At 72.0% G+C, this 17,320-nt stretch carries 16 protein-coding genes, 1 tRNA gene, 1 pseudogene and 1 riboswitch; of the genes and pseudogenes, 8 read left to right on the top strand and 10 right to left on the bottom strand.

Annotated features, from left to right (window positions below; all coding sequences use genetic code 11):
- Positions 1-12: 12 nt before the first annotated feature.
- A tRNA-Gln gene (locus tag F8O04_RS04905) sits at positions 13-84 on the bottom strand.
- Between the two features lie 135 nt (positions 85-219).
- Between F8O04_RS04905 and F8O04_RS04900 the strand changes: the two genes are divergently transcribed.
- The 6 genes and pseudogenes from F8O04_RS04900 (at position 220) to ribH (ending at position 5,356) form a co-directional block, all read left to right on the top strand.
- Positions 220-1,518: a glutaminase gene (locus F8O04_RS04900; RefSeq protein ID WP_158028182.1), complete on the top strand. Its 1,299-nt coding sequence runs from the start codon at positions 220-222 to the stop codon at positions 1,516-1,518.
- Between the two features lie 29 nt (positions 1,519-1,547).
- Positions 1,548-2,090, top strand: coding sequence for a MarR family winged helix-turn-helix transcriptional regulator (locus F8O04_RS04895; RefSeq protein WP_158028181.1), 543 nt, complete (start codon positions 1,548-1,550; stop codon positions 2,088-2,090).
- Positions 2,087-2,446 carry an RNA-binding S4 domain-containing protein gene (locus F8O04_RS04890; protein ID WP_158028180.1) on the top strand — a complete coding sequence of 120 codons (360 nt, stop codon included), beginning with the start codon at positions 2,087-2,089 and terminating at the stop codon, positions 2,444-2,446. Before F8O04_RS04895 ends, F8O04_RS04890 begins: the two co-directional genes overlap by 4 nt.
- A gap of 112 nt (positions 2,447-2,558) precedes the next feature.
- A riboswitch (FMN riboswitch) is annotated at positions 2,559-2,687 on the top strand.
- 80 nt (positions 2,688-2,767) lie between these two features.
- A complete protein-coding gene (gene ribD, locus F8O04_RS04885) occupies positions 2,768-4,045 on the top strand; it encodes a bifunctional diaminohydroxyphosphoribosylaminopyrimidine deaminase/5-amino-6-(5-phosphoribosylamino)uracil reductase RibD (RefSeq protein WP_225734874.1) in 1,278 nt (425 codons plus the stop codon).
- A gap of 101 nt (positions 4,046-4,146) precedes the next feature.
- Positions 4,147-4,755: pseudogene (ribB, locus tag F8O04_RS04880) on the top strand (3,4-dihydroxy-2-butanone-4-phosphate synthase); the annotation flags it as partial.
- 124 nt (positions 4,756-4,879) lie between these two features.
- Positions 4,880-5,356, top strand: a complete 477-nt coding sequence (gene ribH, locus F8O04_RS04875) for a 6,7-dimethyl-8-ribityllumazine synthase (protein WP_158028178.1) — start codon at positions 4,880-4,882, stop codon at positions 5,354-5,356.
- Positions 5,357-5,442: 86 nt separating this feature from the next.
- Here ribH and F8O04_RS04870 read toward each other — a convergent pair whose 3' ends face one another.
- Positions 5,443-5,742: an antibiotic biosynthesis monooxygenase family protein gene (locus tag F8O04_RS04870; RefSeq protein WP_158028177.1), complete on the bottom strand. Its 300-nt coding sequence runs from the start codon at positions 5,740-5,742 to the stop codon at positions 5,443-5,445.
- Between the two features lie 36 nt (positions 5,743-5,778).
- Here F8O04_RS04870 and F8O04_RS04865 point away from each other — a divergent pair, with 36 nt between their 5' ends.
- Both F8O04_RS04865 and F8O04_RS04860 read left to right on the top strand, forming a co-directional pair.
- Positions 5,779-7,662, top strand: a complete 1,884-nt coding sequence (locus F8O04_RS04865; RefSeq protein WP_158028176.1) for an ABC-F family ATP-binding cassette domain-containing protein — start codon at positions 5,779-5,781, stop codon at positions 7,660-7,662.
- A 78-nt stretch (positions 7,663-7,740) separates the two neighbouring features.
- Positions 7,741-8,913 carry an acetyl-CoA C-acyltransferase gene (locus F8O04_RS04860; protein ID WP_158028175.1) on the top strand — a complete coding sequence of 391 codons (1,173 nt, stop codon included), beginning with the start codon at positions 7,741-7,743 and terminating at the stop codon, positions 8,911-8,913.
- A gap of 60 nt (positions 8,914-8,973) precedes the next feature.
- Here F8O04_RS04860 and F8O04_RS04855 read toward each other — a convergent pair whose 3' ends face one another.
- The 8 genes from F8O04_RS04855 to rsmI form a co-directional block, all read right to left on the bottom strand.
- Positions 8,974-9,732, bottom strand: coding sequence for an SDR family NAD(P)-dependent oxidoreductase (locus F8O04_RS04855; RefSeq protein ID WP_158028174.1), 759 nt, complete (start codon positions 9,730-9,732; stop codon positions 8,974-8,976).
- 122 nt (positions 9,733-9,854) lie between these two features.
- Positions 9,855-11,414, bottom strand: a complete 1,560-nt coding sequence (locus tag F8O04_RS04850) for a deoxyguanosinetriphosphate triphosphohydrolase family protein (protein WP_158028173.1) — start codon at positions 11,412-11,414, stop codon at positions 9,855-9,857.
- Positions 11,411-11,899: an SRPBCC family protein gene (locus F8O04_RS04845; RefSeq protein ID WP_158028172.1), complete on the bottom strand. Its 489-nt coding sequence runs from the start codon at positions 11,897-11,899 to the stop codon at positions 11,411-11,413. The genes F8O04_RS04850 and F8O04_RS04845 overlap by 4 nt, the downstream gene beginning before the upstream one ends.
- 165 nt (positions 11,900-12,064) lie before the next feature.
- Entirely contained in the window at positions 12,065-13,003 is a 939-nt protein-coding gene (locus F8O04_RS04840; protein WP_158028171.1) for a 4-(cytidine 5'-diphospho)-2-C-methyl-D-erythritol kinase, read from the bottom strand.
- Positions 13,000-13,917, bottom strand: a complete 918-nt coding sequence (gene rsmA, locus F8O04_RS04835) for a 16S rRNA (adenine(1518)-N(6)/adenine(1519)-N(6))-dimethyltransferase RsmA (protein WP_158028170.1) — start codon at positions 13,915-13,917, stop codon at positions 13,000-13,002. Before rsmA ends, F8O04_RS04840 begins: the two co-directional genes overlap by 4 nt.
- Entirely contained in the window at positions 13,914-14,858 is a 945-nt protein-coding gene (locus F8O04_RS04830; RefSeq protein WP_158028169.1) for a TatD family hydrolase, read from the bottom strand. The genes rsmA and F8O04_RS04830 overlap by 4 nt, the downstream gene beginning before the upstream one ends.
- Entirely contained in the window at positions 14,855-16,453 is a 1,599-nt protein-coding gene (metG, locus tag F8O04_RS04825) for a methionine--tRNA ligase (RefSeq protein WP_158028168.1), read from the bottom strand. Before metG ends, F8O04_RS04830 begins: the two co-directional genes overlap by 4 nt.
- A 43-nt stretch (positions 16,454-16,496) precedes the next feature.
- Positions 16,497-17,306 carry a 16S rRNA (cytidine(1402)-2'-O)-methyltransferase gene (gene rsmI, locus F8O04_RS04820; protein WP_158028167.1) on the bottom strand — a complete coding sequence of 270 codons (810 nt, stop codon included), beginning with the start codon at positions 17,304-17,306 and terminating at the stop codon, positions 16,497-16,499.
- Positions 17,307-17,320 lie beyond the last annotated feature (14 nt).

Here is a 17,320-nt window from a genome sequence, read left to right as displayed (position 1 = left end):
GTGACACACCCGCTCCTCCCCCAGGATTCGAACCTGGACCCCACAGCTCCAAAGGCTGTTGTGCTGCCGTTACACCAAGGAGGACCGCGCAGCGCGCGCCGCACCCACCAAGTCTGCCAGACGTCCGCGAGCGCGTGCAGGCGGGCCCCACTCCCGGCGATACCGCCGGCACCGCCGCCGTTTCAGCCACCGATCATGGCATGCGGGCACACTACGGCCATGCAAACCCCGTTGCCGGACTACCTTTCCGAGGTACTGACCGCCTGTTCCCCCGACCAGGAAGGCGAGCTCCCCGACGACATCCCGGAGCTCGCGTCGGCCGACCCCGGGCGGCTCGCGCTCGCCCTCGCGACGATCGACGGCGAGGTGTACAGCGTCGGCGACGACGAGGTGCCGTTCACGATCCAGTCGATCGCGAAGCCGTTCGTCTACGCGCTGGCGATCCAGGACTCCGGTCTCGACACGGTCCTCCAGCACATCAGCGTCGAGCCGAGCGGCGACGCCTTCAACGAGCTCTCGCTCGAGGCCAGCACGGGCCGGCCGTTCAATCCCATGATCAATGCGGGCGCCATCGCCGCGCACAGCCTCGTCATAGGCCCGGGCGCCGACGAAGGGGCACGGACGGAACGGATCATCGACGCCTTCTCGGCGCTCGCCGGGCGCCAGCTGAGCATCGACGAAAGCGTCCTCGAGTCGGAGCTCGAGAACAACCACCGCAACCTCGGCATCGCCCACATGCTCCGCGCATCGGGCCTCCTCCCCGACGACCCGGCAGAGGTCGTGCGCGGATACGCGAAACAGTCGTCGATCGCGGTGACGGTTCGCGACCTCGCCGTCATGTCGGCCGCCCTCGCGAACGGCGGGCGACTCGTGCACTCGGGTGAGCGCGTCATGCACTCGCACGTCGCTCGTCAGGTGCTCAGCGTCATGATGAGCTGCGGCATGTACGACGCCACGGGCGACTGGGTCACGCAGGTCGGCATCCCCGCCAAGAGCGGCGTGGCCGGGGGCATCGTGGGCGCCCTGCCCGGCCAGCTCGGCATCGCCGCCTTCTCGCCGCCCCTCGACCCCCAGGGCAACAGCGTGCGCGGCGTCGACCTGTTCCAGCGGCTCAGTCGTGACATGGGGCTGCACCTCATGGACGCCGAGCAGCCGAGCCACAGCGTGATCCGCGTGATCGACGAGGTCGCCGACGATGCCGGCGAGGCGTGGCTCGTGGCGGAGGTGTTCGGCGCCGTCCGGTTCTCGGGCGGCGAACGCGTGGCACGCCGCATCAGCGGCGTGCCCGGCATCGATGAAGGTGGGCCCACCCGTGTCCTTCTCGATCTGACGGCCGTCCACTCGCTGAGCGAGGTCGCCAGGCGCATGTTCGTCGAGACGGCGAGGCGCCTCGCGCACGAAGGACACCGCGTGCTCGTGCTCGACCCGCAGGGTTTCACGGCCGACGCCGACGAGCCCACGATCGGCGACGCCCGCGTCGTGGGCTCGCTGCCGTGGCGTCGCGACGCCGGGGCGTAGCGTCCCGGCGCCCCCGGCATAATGGCGGGATGCAGCAGCATTCCGGTCACGAGGGCGCGGTCGACGCGGTCGACGCGATCGTGCGCGACTGGGAGCGCGAGCGCCCCGACCTCGACGTCGACCCGCTGCGGATTTTCTCGCGTGTCAAGCGCATCGCGAAGCAGCTCGACACGGTGCGAAAGTCGGCATTCGCCGCGACCGGCCTCGAGCTCTGGGAGTTCGACGTGCTCGCGGCGCTTCGTCGCGCGGGCGCGCCTCACCGCCTGAGCCCGAAGCAGCTGCTCGCCATCACGCTCGTGTCGAGCGGCACCATGACGAACCGGCTCGACCGCCTTGCCGCACGTGGCCTCGTGCGCCGCGAGGCCGACCCCCACGACGGTCGCGGGGTGCTCGTGACGATGACCGATGCCGGTCGGGTGCGCGTCGATGAGGCGCTGACCCGGCTCGTGGCCGCGGAGCGGCAGCTGCTCGAAGACCTCGACCCCGAGTCACGTGACGGCCTCGCCGACAGCCTGCGGCGTCTCACGGTCGCAATGGAGATCGACGAGCACGACGAACGGGTGCGCCCATGAGCGTGCGGGTCGACGTGTGGCTGTGGGCGGTGCGCATCTTCAAGACGCGCTCCCGCTCGACGGCCGCCTGTAAGGCCGGGCACGTGCGCGTCGGCGACGACCGGGCCAAGCCGGCCACGCCCGTTCGCATCGGCGATCGGGTGCGGGTGCGCATCGAGGGCTTCGACCGCGACCTCGAGGTGACCGGGCTGATCGAGAAGCGCGGGAGCGCCGAGGTGGCCCGCGCCAACCTGATCGATCACTCGCCGCCGCGCCCGAAGGCGATCGACGTCGGCTATGTGCCGATGCGCGAGCCCGGGGCGGGGCGCCCGACGAAGCGTGAGCGACGCGATCTCACCCGGCTGCGCGGCCACTGAGCGGACCGCGTCGCCGTGCGCCTCCCCACGGGGTCGCGCGGGGCATGCCGCATAGGCCGTGGCGCCGCACGCGGCAAGCGCGACCGCGGATGCGGTACGTTTCGAGTCACGCAACATGCTTCGGGGTCGGTGAAAATCCGAGCCGACGGTGATAGCCCGTGAGTCCTGTTCCCTTGGTACCGGACCGATCTGGTGGAATTCCAGGGCCGACGGTCAAAGTCCGGATGGGAGGACGCATGTGCGGCGGCAGGAGTGCCGTCGCGCGCGACGACACCCTCGTCGGTGCCGGCGCCGACCCCCGGGGCGAACCCGGAGGACCCAATGACCAGCCGCAGCGACGCCGTCGCAGACCTCGATGCCGCCATGGCGCACGCGGTCGAGCTCGCGGCGCTCGGGCCCGTCTACGGCCCGAATCCGCGTGTCGGATGCGTGCTGCTCGCTCCGGAACCCGACGAGGGCGCGTGGTCCAACCACGTCGGTGCCCCGCGCGGTGGCCCGGCGCCCGACGATGTCGGAGATGCACGCCCGCGCCGCGTGATCGGCGAGGGCTACCACCGCGGTGCGGGCACGCCGCACGCGGAGATCGACGCGCTGCACGACGCCCGCAGGCGAGGGATCGATCCCCGGGGCGCGACAGCCGTCGTCACGCTCGAACCCTGCTCGCACACCGGCCGCACCCCCCCATGCGCAGAGGGGCTCGCGGCCGCGGGCATCGGCCACGTCGTGTACGCCGTGACCGACCCGAACCGCCTCGCCGCCGGCGGCGCCGAGGTCCTCCGTACGCGAGGCATCCGCGTCACCCACGCACCGCACGAGCGCGCGAGCGCCCTCAACGACGTGTGGGCGACCGCGGTGCGGCGCGGCGCGCCCTTCGTCACGCTCAAAGTCGCCACGACCCTCGACGGCAGGGTCGCGGCCGCCGACGGCACGAGCCGGTGGATCACCGGCGACCTCGCCCGCGCACACGCCCACGAGGTGCGGCGGCGGGTCGACGCGATCATCGTCGGTACCGGCACCGTGGCCGCCGACGACCCTGCGCTCACCGCCCGCAACGCCGACGGTGCGCTCGCGGGGCATCAGCCACTTCGCGTCGTGGTCGGCACGCGCGAGGTGCCGGCCGGCGCCAGGCTGCGCGGGCCCGGCGGCGAGCTCGTGCACCTCGCGACGCATGACGTGCACGTCGTGCTCGCCGAACTCGGCGGCCGCGAGATCAGGCACGTGCTCATCGAGGGAGGGCCGACGCTCGCGACGGCGTTCCTGCGCGCCGACGTGGTCGATGAACTGCACGCCTACACTGCGCCACTCGTCCTGGGCGCGGGAGCCCCCGTCGTCGGCGACCTCGGCGTCGACACGCTCGCCGCTGCGGCGCAGTGGCGCACCGTGCACGTCGAGCGACTCGGCGACGACGTGCTGATGATCGCGCGGCGCCACCGTCCACGCACGGCCCGCGACGCAGCCGACGCCGATTCCGACGCCGACGCCGACGCGACCGCCCGTGCCGATGCCGGCATGGGAACGGCCACGGCGCTGACCGACTCCGTCGGTAACGGCCCACCAACCGCGAGCGAGACCGTTCGCGCCCGAAAGGAACCTGCATGACCCGCGAAGCCGCATCCGGTGCCGACGCCGCGCCCACGGGGCACGACTCCGCGCAAGGACCGCGCGACAGCAGCGACGACCGCGGCGACGCCGGCGACACGATCGTCTTCGCGACCATCGACGCGGCGATCGACGAGATCCGAGCCGGGCGGCCCGTGCTCGTCGCAGACGACGAGGATCGTGAGAACGAGGTCGACGTCATCTTCGCGGCACGCACGGCTACGCGCGAGTGGCTTGCGTGGACGATCCGTCATTCCTCCGGCTACCTCTGCGCTCCCATGCCCGCCGCGCTCGCCGACGAACTTGAGCTCCCGCTCATGGTCGACCGCTCACAAGACCCGCGCCAGACGGCCTACACCGTCTCGGTGGACGCGGCCGAGGGCGTGACGACCGGCATCTCAGCCGCCGACCGTGCGACGACGCTCCGCGCACTCGGCGCCCCCGGTGCCACGGCAGCAGACCTCATCCGGCCCGGCCACGTGCTGCCGCTTCGCGCAGTCGACGAGGGCGTGTTCGCGCGAGCCGGGCACACCGAGGCCGCCGTCGATCTCGTGCGACTCGCGGGTGTGGGCACCGTCGGCGCCATCGCCGAGCTTGTCCTCGACGACGGCGACATGATGCGGGTGCCCGACGCGGCCGCCCTGGCTGCCGACCTGGGGCTCGCCCTCGTCACGATCACCGCCCTCGCCGACTGGCGGCGCGACCACGACCGGTGACGCCTCCCGGCGCCCGGCCCGCGCGGCAGAGCATCCCCTCGCACCGGCGCCGCGACACCCATGCGCAGGGCAACCGCAGAACGACCCCGAGAACACCCCGAACGCCAAGGAGCAGCACATGGCCGGACACGGCGCCCCCAACCTCACCATCGACGGCAGCGGACTCCGCGTCGCCATCATCGCCGCGAGCTGGCACGAGCAAGTGATGAACGGACTCCTCGACGGAGCCAGGCGCGCGCTGCGTCAGGCGGGCGTCGACGACGTCGTCGAACTGCGCGTGCCGGGCACGTTCGAGCTGCCGGTCGTGGCTTCCAACGTCGCCGAGACGGAGGTCGACGCAATCGTCGCGCTCGGCGTCGTGATCCGCGGCGGCACACCCCACTTCGAGTATGTGTGCCAGGCCGCGACGATGGGGCTCACCGACGTGACGACGCACACCGGCGTGCCCGTCGGGTTCGGTGTGCTCACGTGCGACACCGAGCAGCAGGCGCTCGACCGCGCCGGCCTCGACGGCTCGACCGAGGACAAGGGCGCGGAGGCGGCCCTCGCCGCGGTCTCGACGGCCGTGCTCCTGCGCGACGCCATCGACGACTGACGCGGGCCTGCGGCGCCGCAGTGCCTCCTCGCCGAGGTCGACGACCTCACAGCGCCTACGGTTCGAGCTCGACGACCTCGCAGCGCCTACGGTTCGAGGTCGACGACCTCGAACTCGAGCAGTTCGGCCCCGGATGCGACCGGCTTGCGGTCCGAGCCCGCGTGCGCCGCTTTCGCCGCGCCGTCACGCCACGCCGCGAAGTCCTCCTCGCTCGCCCACGTCGTCACGACGAAGTAGCGGGTCTCACCCGCCGTTGGACGCAGCAGCTGGAACCCCTCGAAGCCGGGCGCCGAATCGACCGCGTGCTTGCGCGCGGCGAAGCGCTTCTCGAGCTCCGGTCCCGCGCCTTCCGGCACGGAGATGGCGTTGATCTTCACAACAGACATGCGGCGAGCCTAGCCCCGACCACTAAACTCGCCTGAATGGCCCACCTGCTTGGCGCCGAGGCGCTCCACCTCGAATACCCGACTCGCGTGATCTTCGATGGCGTCACGGTCGGCATCAACGAGGGCGACCGCATCGGCATCGTCGGGCGCAACGGCGACGGCAAATCGACGCTGCTCTCGCTTCTGTCTGGGCGCATCCCACCCGACTCGGGGCGCGTGACGGTGCGCGGCGGGGTGCGCATCGGGATGCTCGACCAGGGCGACACGACCGACCCCGACCTGACGGTGGGGCGCGCGATCGTCGGCGACCGCGACGAGCACGAGTGGGCAGGCGACGCGAAGGTGCGCGACGTGATTCGCGGGCTCGCGGGCGACCTCGACTGGAACGCGCGCGTCGGCGACCTCTCGGGCGGCCAGCAGCGGCGCGTTTCGCTCGCGCACCTACTCACCGACGACCACGACGTCGTCTTCCTCGACGAGCCCACGAACCACCTCGATGTCGAGGGCATCGCCTGGCTCGCCGAGCACCTGAACCGCCGCTGGCCGCGCGGCGCGGGCGGGCTCGTGGTCGTCACGCACGACCGCTGGTTCCTCGACGCCGTCTGCACGGGCATGTGGGAGGTGCATGACCGCATCATCGAGCCGTTCGAGGGCGGGTACGCCGCCTATGTGCTGCAGCGGGTGGAGCGCGACCGCCAGGCCTCTGTTGTCGAACAGAAGCGGCAGAACCTCATGCGCAAGGAGCTCGCCTGGCTGCGCCGCGGGGCACCCGCGCGCACGTCGAAGCCGAAGTTCCGCATCGAGGTGGCGAATCAGCTGATCGAGGACGTGCCGCCCGTCCGCAACCCCGTCGAACTGCAGCGGATGGCGACCGCCCGCCTCGGCAAGGACGTCGTCGACCTCATCGACGCCGGCGTGGCCTATTCACCCGAGCAGCAGGTGCTGCGCGACATCACCTGGCGCATCGCGCCCGGCGAGCGCACCGGCATTCTCGGGGTCAACGGCGCCGGCAAGTCGACGCTCCTGAAGCTCGTCTCGGGCGAGCTCGAGCCCACGTCGGGCCGCGTCAAGCGGGGCAAGACCGTGAAGGTCGCGACGCTCTCCCAGCGGCTGACCGAACTCGACGAGCACGCGAACGAGCGCGTGCGCGAGGTCATCGCCCGACTGCGCACGAGCTACGACGCGGGCGGCACCGAGATGACGCCGGCGCAGATGCTCGAGCGGCTCGGCTTCACCAGCGCCCAACTGCAAACGCCCGTTGGCGATCTCTCGGGCGGCCAGCGGCGGCGCCTCCAGTTCCTCATCGTCCTGCTCGGCGAACCCAACCTCCTGATCCTCGATGAGCCGACGAACGACCTCGACACCGACATGCTGGCCGCGATGGAGGACCTGCTCGATTCCTGGCCCGGCACGCTCATCGTTGTTTCGCACGACCGGTTCCTCATCGAGCGCGTCACCGACCAGCAGTACGCGGTCTGGCACGGCGGCCTGCGGCATCTCCCCGGCGGGATCGACGAGTACCTCGACCTGCGCGCGCGGGAGCGGGATGCCCGGGGCCGGGCGGGCATGGCCGGCACGGCCGACGCGACCTCGCCGCTCGGCGCCGGCGGAGCATCCCCCGGAGACGTCCGGACCAGCAGCCGCGACGGCTCGGCCTCTCCCGCGCCGACCGGTTCCGCGGCGACTCCCGCGCTGACGGGTGCGGAGCGACGCGCCCTCGAGAAGGAGTCGTCGTCGATTCAGCGCCGCCTCGATCGGCTCGCGGCCGCGATCGCCGAGGTGGACGACGAGCTCGCCGAGGGCGACCAGACCGACTTCGAGGGGCTCACCGCCCTCGGCGACAAGCGCCGCGAGCTCGCGGACGAGATCGAGGTGCTCGAACTCCGCTGGCTCGAGCTCGCCGAGCGGCTCGAGGCGTAGCCGCCGGCCGGCCAGGCGGCGCCAGCATCCGACTGCGAAGATGTGACCGACCACGCGACGCCCGCCCCGGGAGGCACCATGTCCATCGTCATCGCGGGCGGAGCCCGCACGCCCATCGGCAAGCTCCTCGGCGCACTGCGACCGCTCACAGCGGCTGAGCTCGGTCGGCACGCGATCGAGGCGGCGCTCGCGCGGAGCGGAGTCACGGCGGCCGACGTCGACCTCGTATACCTCGGCAACGTCATTCAGGCTGGTGTCGGGCCGAGCGTGGCCCGGCTGTCTTCGATTGCCGCGGGTGTGCCCATGACGGCGGTCGCGACCACGATCAACAAGCAGTGCCTCTCGGGCCTCGCAGCAATCCGCCTCGCGGCGCTCGAGCTCGGCGCCGGCGACGCCGAGGTGGCGATCGCGGGCGGCACGGAATCGATGACGAACGCGCCGCACCTCGCCCATGTGCGCGGCGGCATCGCGTACGGTTCAGCCGAGTTCGCCGACGCGCTCGAGCGCGACGGTCTCGTGTGCGGCATCGAGCGCGAGGTCATGGGCGCCGCAACCGAACGGCACCAGCGGGGCCTCGGGCTGAGCAGGGCAGAGCAGGATGAGGTCGCCCTGCGCTCGCATGCGCGCGCAGCCCGGGCGCACGACGGCGGCCGCTTCGCCGACGAAATCGTGCCCATCGACGTGCCCGGCCGTCGCGGCGCGGTCGTGGTCGACCGCGACGAGGGCGTTCGGCCCGATACGACGTCAGAGTCGCTCGCGCGGCTTCGGCCGGCCTTCGCCGCCGACGGTGACATCACGGCGGGCAACGCCTCGCAGCTGTCGGACGGTGCCGCGGCGGTCGTCGTGACGACGGCCGAGCAGGCCGCGAGGCGCGGCGTCACGCCCCTCGCCGAGGTGGTCGCGACGGGTACGGTCGCCGGGCCCGACGCCTCCCTGCTGCACCAACCCGCGCGGGCCATCGCGCGGGCCTGCGAGCGCGCCGGCATCGCGCCGGCCGAGCTCGATCTCGTTGAGATCAACGAGGCCTTCGCCTCCGTCGCCATCGCGTCGACCCGCGAACTCGCGATCGATCCGGAGCGCGTGAACGTCAACGGCGGCGCGATCGCCCTCGGTCATCCCGTCGGCATGTCGGGCACGCGCGTCGCGCTCACGCTCGCGCACGAGCTGCGCCGGCGCGGCGGGGGCATCGGCGCGGCCGCGCTCTGCGGGGGCGGTGGCCAGGGCGAGGCGATCATCCTCCGCGTCGGCTGAGCCGCGTCGCGCATCGGGTCGGCCGCACCACCCGGTTCCGGCCGGCCCGTCAGGATTCGCCTACTGCGGGGGCATGCGCAGTGCGCCGTCCATGCGAATGGTCTCGCCGTTGAGATAGTCATGCTCGGCGATCATCGCGACGAGCTTCGCGTACTCGGCGGGCTCGGCGAGTCGTTGCGGATGCGGGATCGACGCTTCGAGCGCCTCGCGCACCTCGTCGCCGAGAGCCGCGAGCATGGGGGTGTCGACGATGCCGGGCGCGATCGTGCAGACGCGGATGCGGTTGCGCGCGAGATCCCGCGCCGCGGTAATGGTCATGCCGACGACGCCCGCCTTCGAGGCGCTGTAGGCGACCTGCCCCACCTGGCCCTCGAACGCGGCGATCGACGCGGTGTTGACGATGACGCCCCTGTCGCCGCACGCGTCCGGCGCCTGGCCGGCCATCGTCTCGGCCGCGAGCCGAAGCACGTTGAACGTGCCGACGAGGTTCACGTCGAGCGTGCGCCGGAAGAGCTCGAGGTCGTGCGTGCCCTTCGACGACAGGATGCGCTCGGCCGGCCCGATGCCGGCGCAGTTCACCGCGAGCCGCAGCGGCCGCGCACCGTCGACGCGCCCGAGCGCGGTGCGAATCGCTGCCTCATCGGTCACGTCGGCCGCGATGAGCCCGATGCCGTCGGCTTGCTCGCCGGCGCGTTCTATTGCCGCGGCGAGGTCGATGCCGATCACGGTCGCGCCGCGCTCGGCGAGGAGCGTCGCCGTCGCAGCGCCTAGCCCGGACGCGGCGCCCGTCACGAGCGCGGTCGTTCCCTGCAGGTTCATACCGAGACCTTAATCGCCGAGACCCTGACTACCGATGCCTGAGTCGCCGAGACCCTGACCACCGACGCCGTGACAGGACCGCCGTGCCATGGTGCGGCGCAGTCCGAGCCGCGACCGCTCGCCTACAGCCGCTGCCCCACGTCCCAGAGCCGATCGGGCCGGCCGTCGATCGCATCCGAGACGGCCATCGCCTGGCTGTCGGACAGCGACGCGACGTAGTCGAGCACGCCGCGCCCGAGGCCGAGCTTTCTGGTTTCGCCCGCGCCGATGGGCGGCACGCCCTCCGGCCGTTCGCGCGCGAGCTCCAGATACCCGTCGGTGGCCATCTCGACGAGCTCGCGCAGCCGCAGCGGCACGTGGGCCTGGTCGAGGTCGTCGTCGAGCCAGGCCAGCAGCCCCTTGACGGCGCGCACGAGCACGCGGCGCAGACCCCGCTGGTACATCGTGATGTCCGGGCGGCCGAGCACGAAGTGCCGATGCACGAACTTGAGCACCTCGACCTCGTGCCACGCGAGCGGTTCGAGCGTCACGAGCCCCGTGCGGGGATTCTCGCGGGGCGCGAGCACCACCGACTCGCGGAGGTGGCGGATCCAGCGGCTCGTGAACGACGCGAGCGCGCGCTCGGAGGAGATCGAGCCGTCGAACTCGTCGGCGAGGAGGCCATCGACGAGGTCGTCGGCGACCGCGCGCACCGCCTCGGCGAACACGTCGTCGTCGGCGATCCAGGGATCGTCGATGCGCAGCTTCCGGCGCAGAAGCTCGAGCGCGCTCCCCGCCGGGGCGCCCCGTCCCGCCAACTCGTCGGCCGATTCGCGGCGCAGCGCGCTCGCGCCGTCGATCCAGCCGCGCAGCTCGCGGGCGACCGCTCCCTGCCCGAGTACGCCGGCCCGGTGGAAGTCGTCGATGTCGTGCACCGAGTACGCGATGTCGTCGGCGATGTCCATGACCGAGCCCTCGAGCGATTGCTGGAAGGGAATGAGCCCGTGCGACGCCTCGCGCGCCTCGGCGAGATCGGCGGCCTCGAGAAAGTAGGCCGAGAACTTGCGCACGTCGAGCTCACGGCCCCCGCCCGCGGCGCCGCGCTGATCTCCGCGGACGCGCAGGCCGGGCGGCAGCGCGTCACCGGGGAGCTCGTGGGACGAGACAGCGGGCGTCCAGGGGTACTTCGCGATCGCCGAACGCGTCGCCGCCGTCAGGTTGAGTCCCTGCGCGGGTCCGTTGCACACGTCGAGCCGCGCGACGATGCGGTACGTCTGCGCGTTGCCCTCGAACCCGTCGGCGAGGCCGAGCTGGTCGCGGGCGATCCAGTCGAGCACGCTCTCGCCGAGATGCCCGAACGGCGGATGCCCGAGGTCGTGGGCGCTCGCCGCCGCCTGCACGACGACGGGATCGCACACGTACTCGGGCGGCAGGTCCGGCGCCGCGTCGAGGTCGTCGCGCACTTCGACGGCGATGGTGCGCGCGACGGCGGCGACTTTGAGCGAGTGCGTCAGGCGATTGTGGACGAGCGGCCCGGCGCCCGACTGCCCGATCACTTGCGTCACGGCCGAGAGCCGGGCGAAGTAGGGCGAGAAGCGGATGCGCTCGAGGTCGCGGCGGAACGGCGTCTCGTGGTCGGCGACGAGCGAGCGGTCGGTCTCGGTCTCCGCCTCGCGACGGCGTGTGCGGGGCGACGGCGTCATCGGCCGAGTGCCTCCGCCGCCTTTGCGATGTCGTCGAGGTCGCGGAGCATGGCCCGCTTGGTGGCGGCCCGACCGACCGACCCGACGATGTCGAGCACGAAGGCGGATGCGCGCCGCCTCGGCCCGCGGTCGTCGCCCGAGAATTCGAACGTGAGCGTGGTGCCGTCGAAGGGCGCTGGGGCGAGGTGGAACGCGGTGACGTAGTGGATGCTGCCCGCGGAGGCCTCGATCGTGGTGGAGCGGCCCGGGTCGACGCTCGTGACGACCAGGTCCTCGCTCGCCGTCCGCCCGAACATGCGCCGCGTCTCGCGCCACGCCGTGCCCACGCGGTAACCCTCGACGATCGCACCGTCCGGTCCGGGAAGGCGTTCGACGCTCTCGACACCGCGCAGGCGCCCGGGGCGCTCGTCGATCTCGCTGATGACCCGCCAGACGGCTGCGGGCGGCGCGGCGATGTCTCGGTTCAGCACAAGCACCTGTCGCATGACGACATGGTCGCACGGTACGACGGGCCGCGCCCCCGCTTGGCTACAGGTCGAGGATCCGCGCACCCGCTCGACCCAGCGGCAATTCGAGTGCACCTCGCGCCACGGCGCGGAGATCTCACGGCGAGTCGCGCTTCCTGTGCACTCAGAATGCCGCTGGTCGGTTCACGCCTCGAGGATCCGCGCACCGGGGACGGGGCCCGTCACGCGGAGGGCGCGGTGGCCCGCTGCCGAAAGCGTCACCTGCAGATCGATCGCCGACTCGACGTCGGAGACGAGGAACGCGATCGTCGGTCCCGACCCCGACACGATGCCCGCGAGCGCTCCGTTGGCCTCGCCGAGTTCGAGGGTGTCGCCGAGCTCGGGGCGCAGCTGCAGCGCGGCGGCCTGCAGGTCATTGGTGAGGGCCTCGCCGAGGGCGACGGCGTCGCCGCTGCGAAGCGCGTGCATCACGTCGTCGGGAACCGTCGGCGCGGGGCTCGCGGGCGAGATGTCGGCGCTGTGCCGCTCGCGGTGCGCGTCGAGGGCGCGATACGTGCTGGGGGTCGACATGCCCGTGTCCGACACGGCCAGCACCCAGTGGAACTGGCCGGTCGAGAGGGCGGGGCTGAGTTGATCGCCGCGTCCCGTGCCGATGGCGGTGCCGCCGAGCAGCGCGAACGGCACGTCGGCGCCGAGGCGCGCGCCGAGCGCGAGCAGATCGTCTCGGCCGCAGTCTGTCCCCCAGAGGGCGTCGCATGCCACGAGCGTGGCCGCCGCGTCGGCCGATCCCCCGCCCATGCCGCCGGCGACCGGCACGCGCTTTGTGATGTGCAGGTGCGCGCCGCCGTCGTGGCCCGTCTCGCGGGCCAGCAGCCTGGCGGCGCGGACCGCCAGGTTGTCGTTGCCCGTCGGCAGATCCTCCGTCGCGATGGGGCCCGCGAAGGACACGGAAACGTCGTCGGCGGGCGTCGCCCGCACGTCTTCGAAGAGCGAAACCGCCTGGTACGCCGTCGCGACGTCGTGGTACCCGTCATCCATGAGCCGGCCGACGAGCAGCGCCACGTTGATCTTTCCGGGGGCGCGGACCGTCACCGACCCGTGCGCTGCGCCCTCGAACGTCATGCCTCCACGCTATCGGAGCCGGACGATTCCGTCTTCGCGCGAGCGATTCGGACGTACGCGTCGAGGTCGAGCGACTCGCCGCGCGCCGTCGGGTCGACGCCTGCGGCCAGAAGTCGCTCGGACGCCGCTGCCGACGAGCCCCCGAACACGCCGGCGAGCGCTTGGCGCAGCATCTTCCGGCGCTGTCCGAAGGCCGCGTCGACGATCGCGAACGTGCGCCGACGCAGTGCTTCGTCGCCGGGCAGCGAGGGCGAGCCGTCGCCGTCGATGCGCGCGCGGAACGACACGAGGATCGAGTCGACGTTCGGCACGGGCCAGAAGACGCTGCGGCCGACGTGCCCTGCGAGCGACCAGTCGCCGTACCACGCCGCCTTGACGCTCGGCGAGCCGTACACCTTGGAACCGGGGCCGGCGGCGAGTCGCTCCCCCACCTCGGCCTGCACCATCACGACGCCACGACGCAGGCTCGGCAGCCGTTCGAGCAGGTGCAGCAGCACCGGCACCGACACGTTGTACGGCAGGTTGGCCACAACCGCGACGGGGCCGCCGTGCGCACCGGAATCTCCCGGCGCATCCGGTACCGACCGGAGCGCGAGCGCATCGGCCTGCACGACCGCGAGGGATGCCCCCGGCGCGTTCTCCTCGACGGTTCGCGGGAGGCGCGCGGCCAGACGGGGATCGATCTCGACCGCGGTGACGTGCGCGCCCGTTTCGAGCAGTCCGAGCGTGAGCGATCCGAGCCCGGGACCGATCTCCAGGATGTGCTCGCCCGCCTGGACCCGTGCCGTCGCCACGATGCGTCGCACCGTGCCGGGATCGTGCACGAAATTCTGCCCGAGCTTCTTGGTCGGCGTCACGTCGAGTTCGCTCGCGAGCCGCCGGATCTCGGCCGCGCCGAGTAGGCGGACGCTCACGCCGTCCCCGGTACGGCGACGCCGACGCCCTCGGCGCTCCAGGCGCCGTAGGCGCGCACCGTGTTCTCGGTGAGCTGGGCGGCGAGTTCGTCGGCGTCGAGGCCGAGCTGACCCGCCATGAACCGCACGGTGTGCGGGACGAGGTAGGGCGCGTTGGGCCGGCCCCGCAGAGGCACCGGCGTGAGGAACGGCGCGTCGGTCTCAACGAGGATTCGATCGCGCCGCGCGACCGCGAGTGCGTCGCGCAGATTTTGCGCGTTCTTGAAGGTCACGTTGCCGGCGAACGAGAGGTACCACCCCTCGTCGGCCGCGATGCGGGCCATGTCGGCGTCGCCCGAGAAGCAGTGGAACACCGTCACGGGGGGCGCGCCCTCGCGGCGCAGCGTCGCGATGACGTCGTCGTGCGCGTCGCGATCGTGGATCTGCATGGGCAGGCTGAGGCGCTTTGCGAGGTCGATGTGACGCTCGAACGCGCGGTGCTGCCATGCGATCGCCTCGTCGCCCTCGGTGCGGAAGGCGTCGAGGCCCGTTTCGCCGATCGCCTTGACGCGTGGATGCCGCGCGAGCGCCTCGATCTCCGCGATCGCGGCATCGAGCGCGGCGGCGCCCCCGGCTGCGGCGATGCGCGGCGCCTCGTTCGGGTGGATCGCGACGGCCGCGTACAACCGCGCGTCAGTCGCGGCCGCCTCGACCGACCAGCGGCTCGAGGGCACGTCGCCGCCGACCGTGATAGCTCCCGCGATACCGGCATCGGCGGCGCGCGCGAGGTGCTCGGCGACCGAGAGGCCGACCTCGCCGTCCTCGATCTCGAGGTGCGTGTGATTGTCGTAGGTCGCGACCCCCAACGGCTCGGGCAGGGGCGGGTAGTTCAGGTCGCGCGCGTGGCCGTGCTCGCTCGTCGGGGTGCGCTTCCGGGGGTGCGATGCGGCCGCGCCCGTCACTTGACTTCGGCCTCATGCTCGACCCGCGGGAACAGCGCGGCGAGCTTCGCGACCCGCCCGCTCGTGCGCCACGACGAGGCCTCGCGAACGGGCACCGCGCCGAGGTCTCCCTCGCCGCCGAGCGCGACCCACAGCTTCTCGGTGGCGATCGGCAGGATCGGGTGCAGCAGCACGGCGAGCGCGCCGAGGGCGCGCACGTTGGTCGCGAGCACCGTCGCCAGCCGGCCGCGCGTGGCGTCGTCCTTCGCGAGGACCCACGGCTCCTGCTCGGTGATGTAGCCGTTGAGGGCGTCGACGAGCTTCCACACCTCCGCGATCGCGTCGTGGATGGCGACCCGCTCGATCGCGTCGTCGGCGGCCGCCGCCGCCGTGTCGGCGAGCTCGAGGATGCGCCGATCCGCGTCGCTCACCTCGCCCAGCTCGGGGACCTCCCCGTCGAAGTACTTCGCGACCATCGCGACGACGCGCGACGCGAGGTTGCCGAACCCGTTGGCGAGCTCGGCCTGGTACCTCGCCGAAAGGTCCTCCCACGAGAACGACCCGTCCTGACCGAACTGGATCGCCCGCATGAAGTAGTAGCGGAACGCATCCGAGCCGAACACGTCGGTGATCTCGTTGGGCGCGATGCCCGTGAGCTTCGACTTCGACATCTTCTCGCCGCCCACGAGCAGCCAGCCGTGGCCGTACACGCCGCGCGGCACGTCAAGCCCCGCGGCCATGAGCATCGCCGGCCAGATGACGGCGTGGAAGCGGAGGATGTCCTTGCCGACGATGTGCAGGGCCGGCCACCGGCGCTCGAACGCCTCCCGGGCATCCGGGCCATGCTCGTCGCCGTCAGAGGCGTCGCCGTAGCCGATCGCCGAGATGTAGTTGAGCAGGGCGTCGACCCACACGTACACGACATGGTCGTCGTCCCATGGCACCTTCACGCCCCAGTCGAACGTGGTGCGCGAGATCGACAGGTCTTTCAGGCCCGAGCGCACGAACGACACGACCTCGTTGCGTGCCGATGCGGGGCGGATGAAGTCGGGGGTCTCCTCGTAGAGCGCAAGCAGGCGGTCTTCGAACTCCGAGAGCTTGAAGAAGTAGTTCTGCTCCTGCAGCAGCTCAAGCGGCTTCGAGTGGATCGCGCACACCTTGACGCCCTCGTACGGCCCCTCGCCGTCGACGATCTCGCTGTCGGGCTTGAACTCCTCGCAGCCGACGCAGTAGAGCGCCTCGAAGTCCGACTTGTAGAGGTAGCCGGCGTCGTTGAGGCGCTCGAGGAACAGCCTGACCCGGCGCTCGTGCCGGTCGTCGGTGGTGCGGATGAAGTCGTCGTTCGACAGGTTCAGCGTCTCGAGCAGCGGCTTCCACGCCTCGCCGACGAGCTTGTCGGCCCACTGCTGCGGCGTCACGTTGTTCGCGAGCGCCGAGCGCATGATCTTCTGCCCGTGCTCGTCGGTTCCGGTCAGGAACCAGGTGTCGTCGCCGCGCTGCCGGTGCCAGCGGGCGAGCACGTCGCACGCGACCTCCGTGTAGGCGTGACCGATGTGAGGCACGTCATTCACGTAGAAGATCGGTGAGGTGACGTAGAACGATTCGCCGGATGCCATGGGGGCCAGTCTATTGGCGTCGCGACATGCCGACGGCACGGTCTCAGTGCAGGCTCGCGTCATACAGCTCGCGGCGGGCCAGGCCCGTCTCGGCGGCGACCTGGGCGGCCGCGTCCTTTCTCCGCTCGCCCAGCGCGACCAGCTCGCGCACCCGCGCGACCGCGGCTTCCGGATCCGCCACCTCGGGCGCGGCCCCCTCGACCACGATGACGATTTCGCCACGCACGCCGCCGTCGGCCCACGCCGCGAGCTCGGCCGCCGTGCCCCGGCGCACCTCTTCGTGCAGCTTCGTGAGCTCACGGCAGACCGCGATGCGGCGACCGGCTGGCCAGGCCGCCGACATGGCGCGGAGCGTCTCCGCGAGGCGGTGCGGCGACTCGAAGAGCACCGTCGTGCGTTCTTCGCGAACGAGCCTCGCGAGGAACCGCTCGCGGTCGCCCCCCTTGCGCGGCACGAAGCCATCGAAGCAGAAGCGGTCGGTCGGCAGGCCCGAGATGGCGAGCGCCGTGATGACCGCCGTCGGGCCGGGCACGCTCGTCACCGTGACGCCGGTCTCGGCCGCTCGCGCGACGATCGGATAACCGGGGTCGGAGATGCCCGGCATGCCCGCATCCGAGACCACGACGACGTCACCCTCGCGGGCGCGCTCGACGAGCTCCGCCGCGAGCTCGTCCTCGTTGTGCTCGTGCAGGGCGATAAGGCGGGGGCGTTCCTCGACCCCGAGCAGCTGCAGCAGCTTCGCCGTCGTGCGCGTGTCCTCGCAGGCGACGACGTCGGCCCCGCGGAGCGTTTCGACGAGGCGCGCCGACGCGTCGCCGAGGTTGCCGATGGGGGTGCCCGCGAGAATGATCACGGGCTCGATCCTCC

Source organism: Pseudoclavibacter endophyticus, from assembly GCF_008831085.1.
In the GTDB taxonomy this organism is placed as follows: domain Bacteria; phylum Actinomycetota; class Actinomycetes; order Actinomycetales; family Microbacteriaceae; genus Pseudoclavibacter; species Pseudoclavibacter endophyticus.
This window is presented reverse-complemented; position numbering and strand designations above follow the sequence as displayed.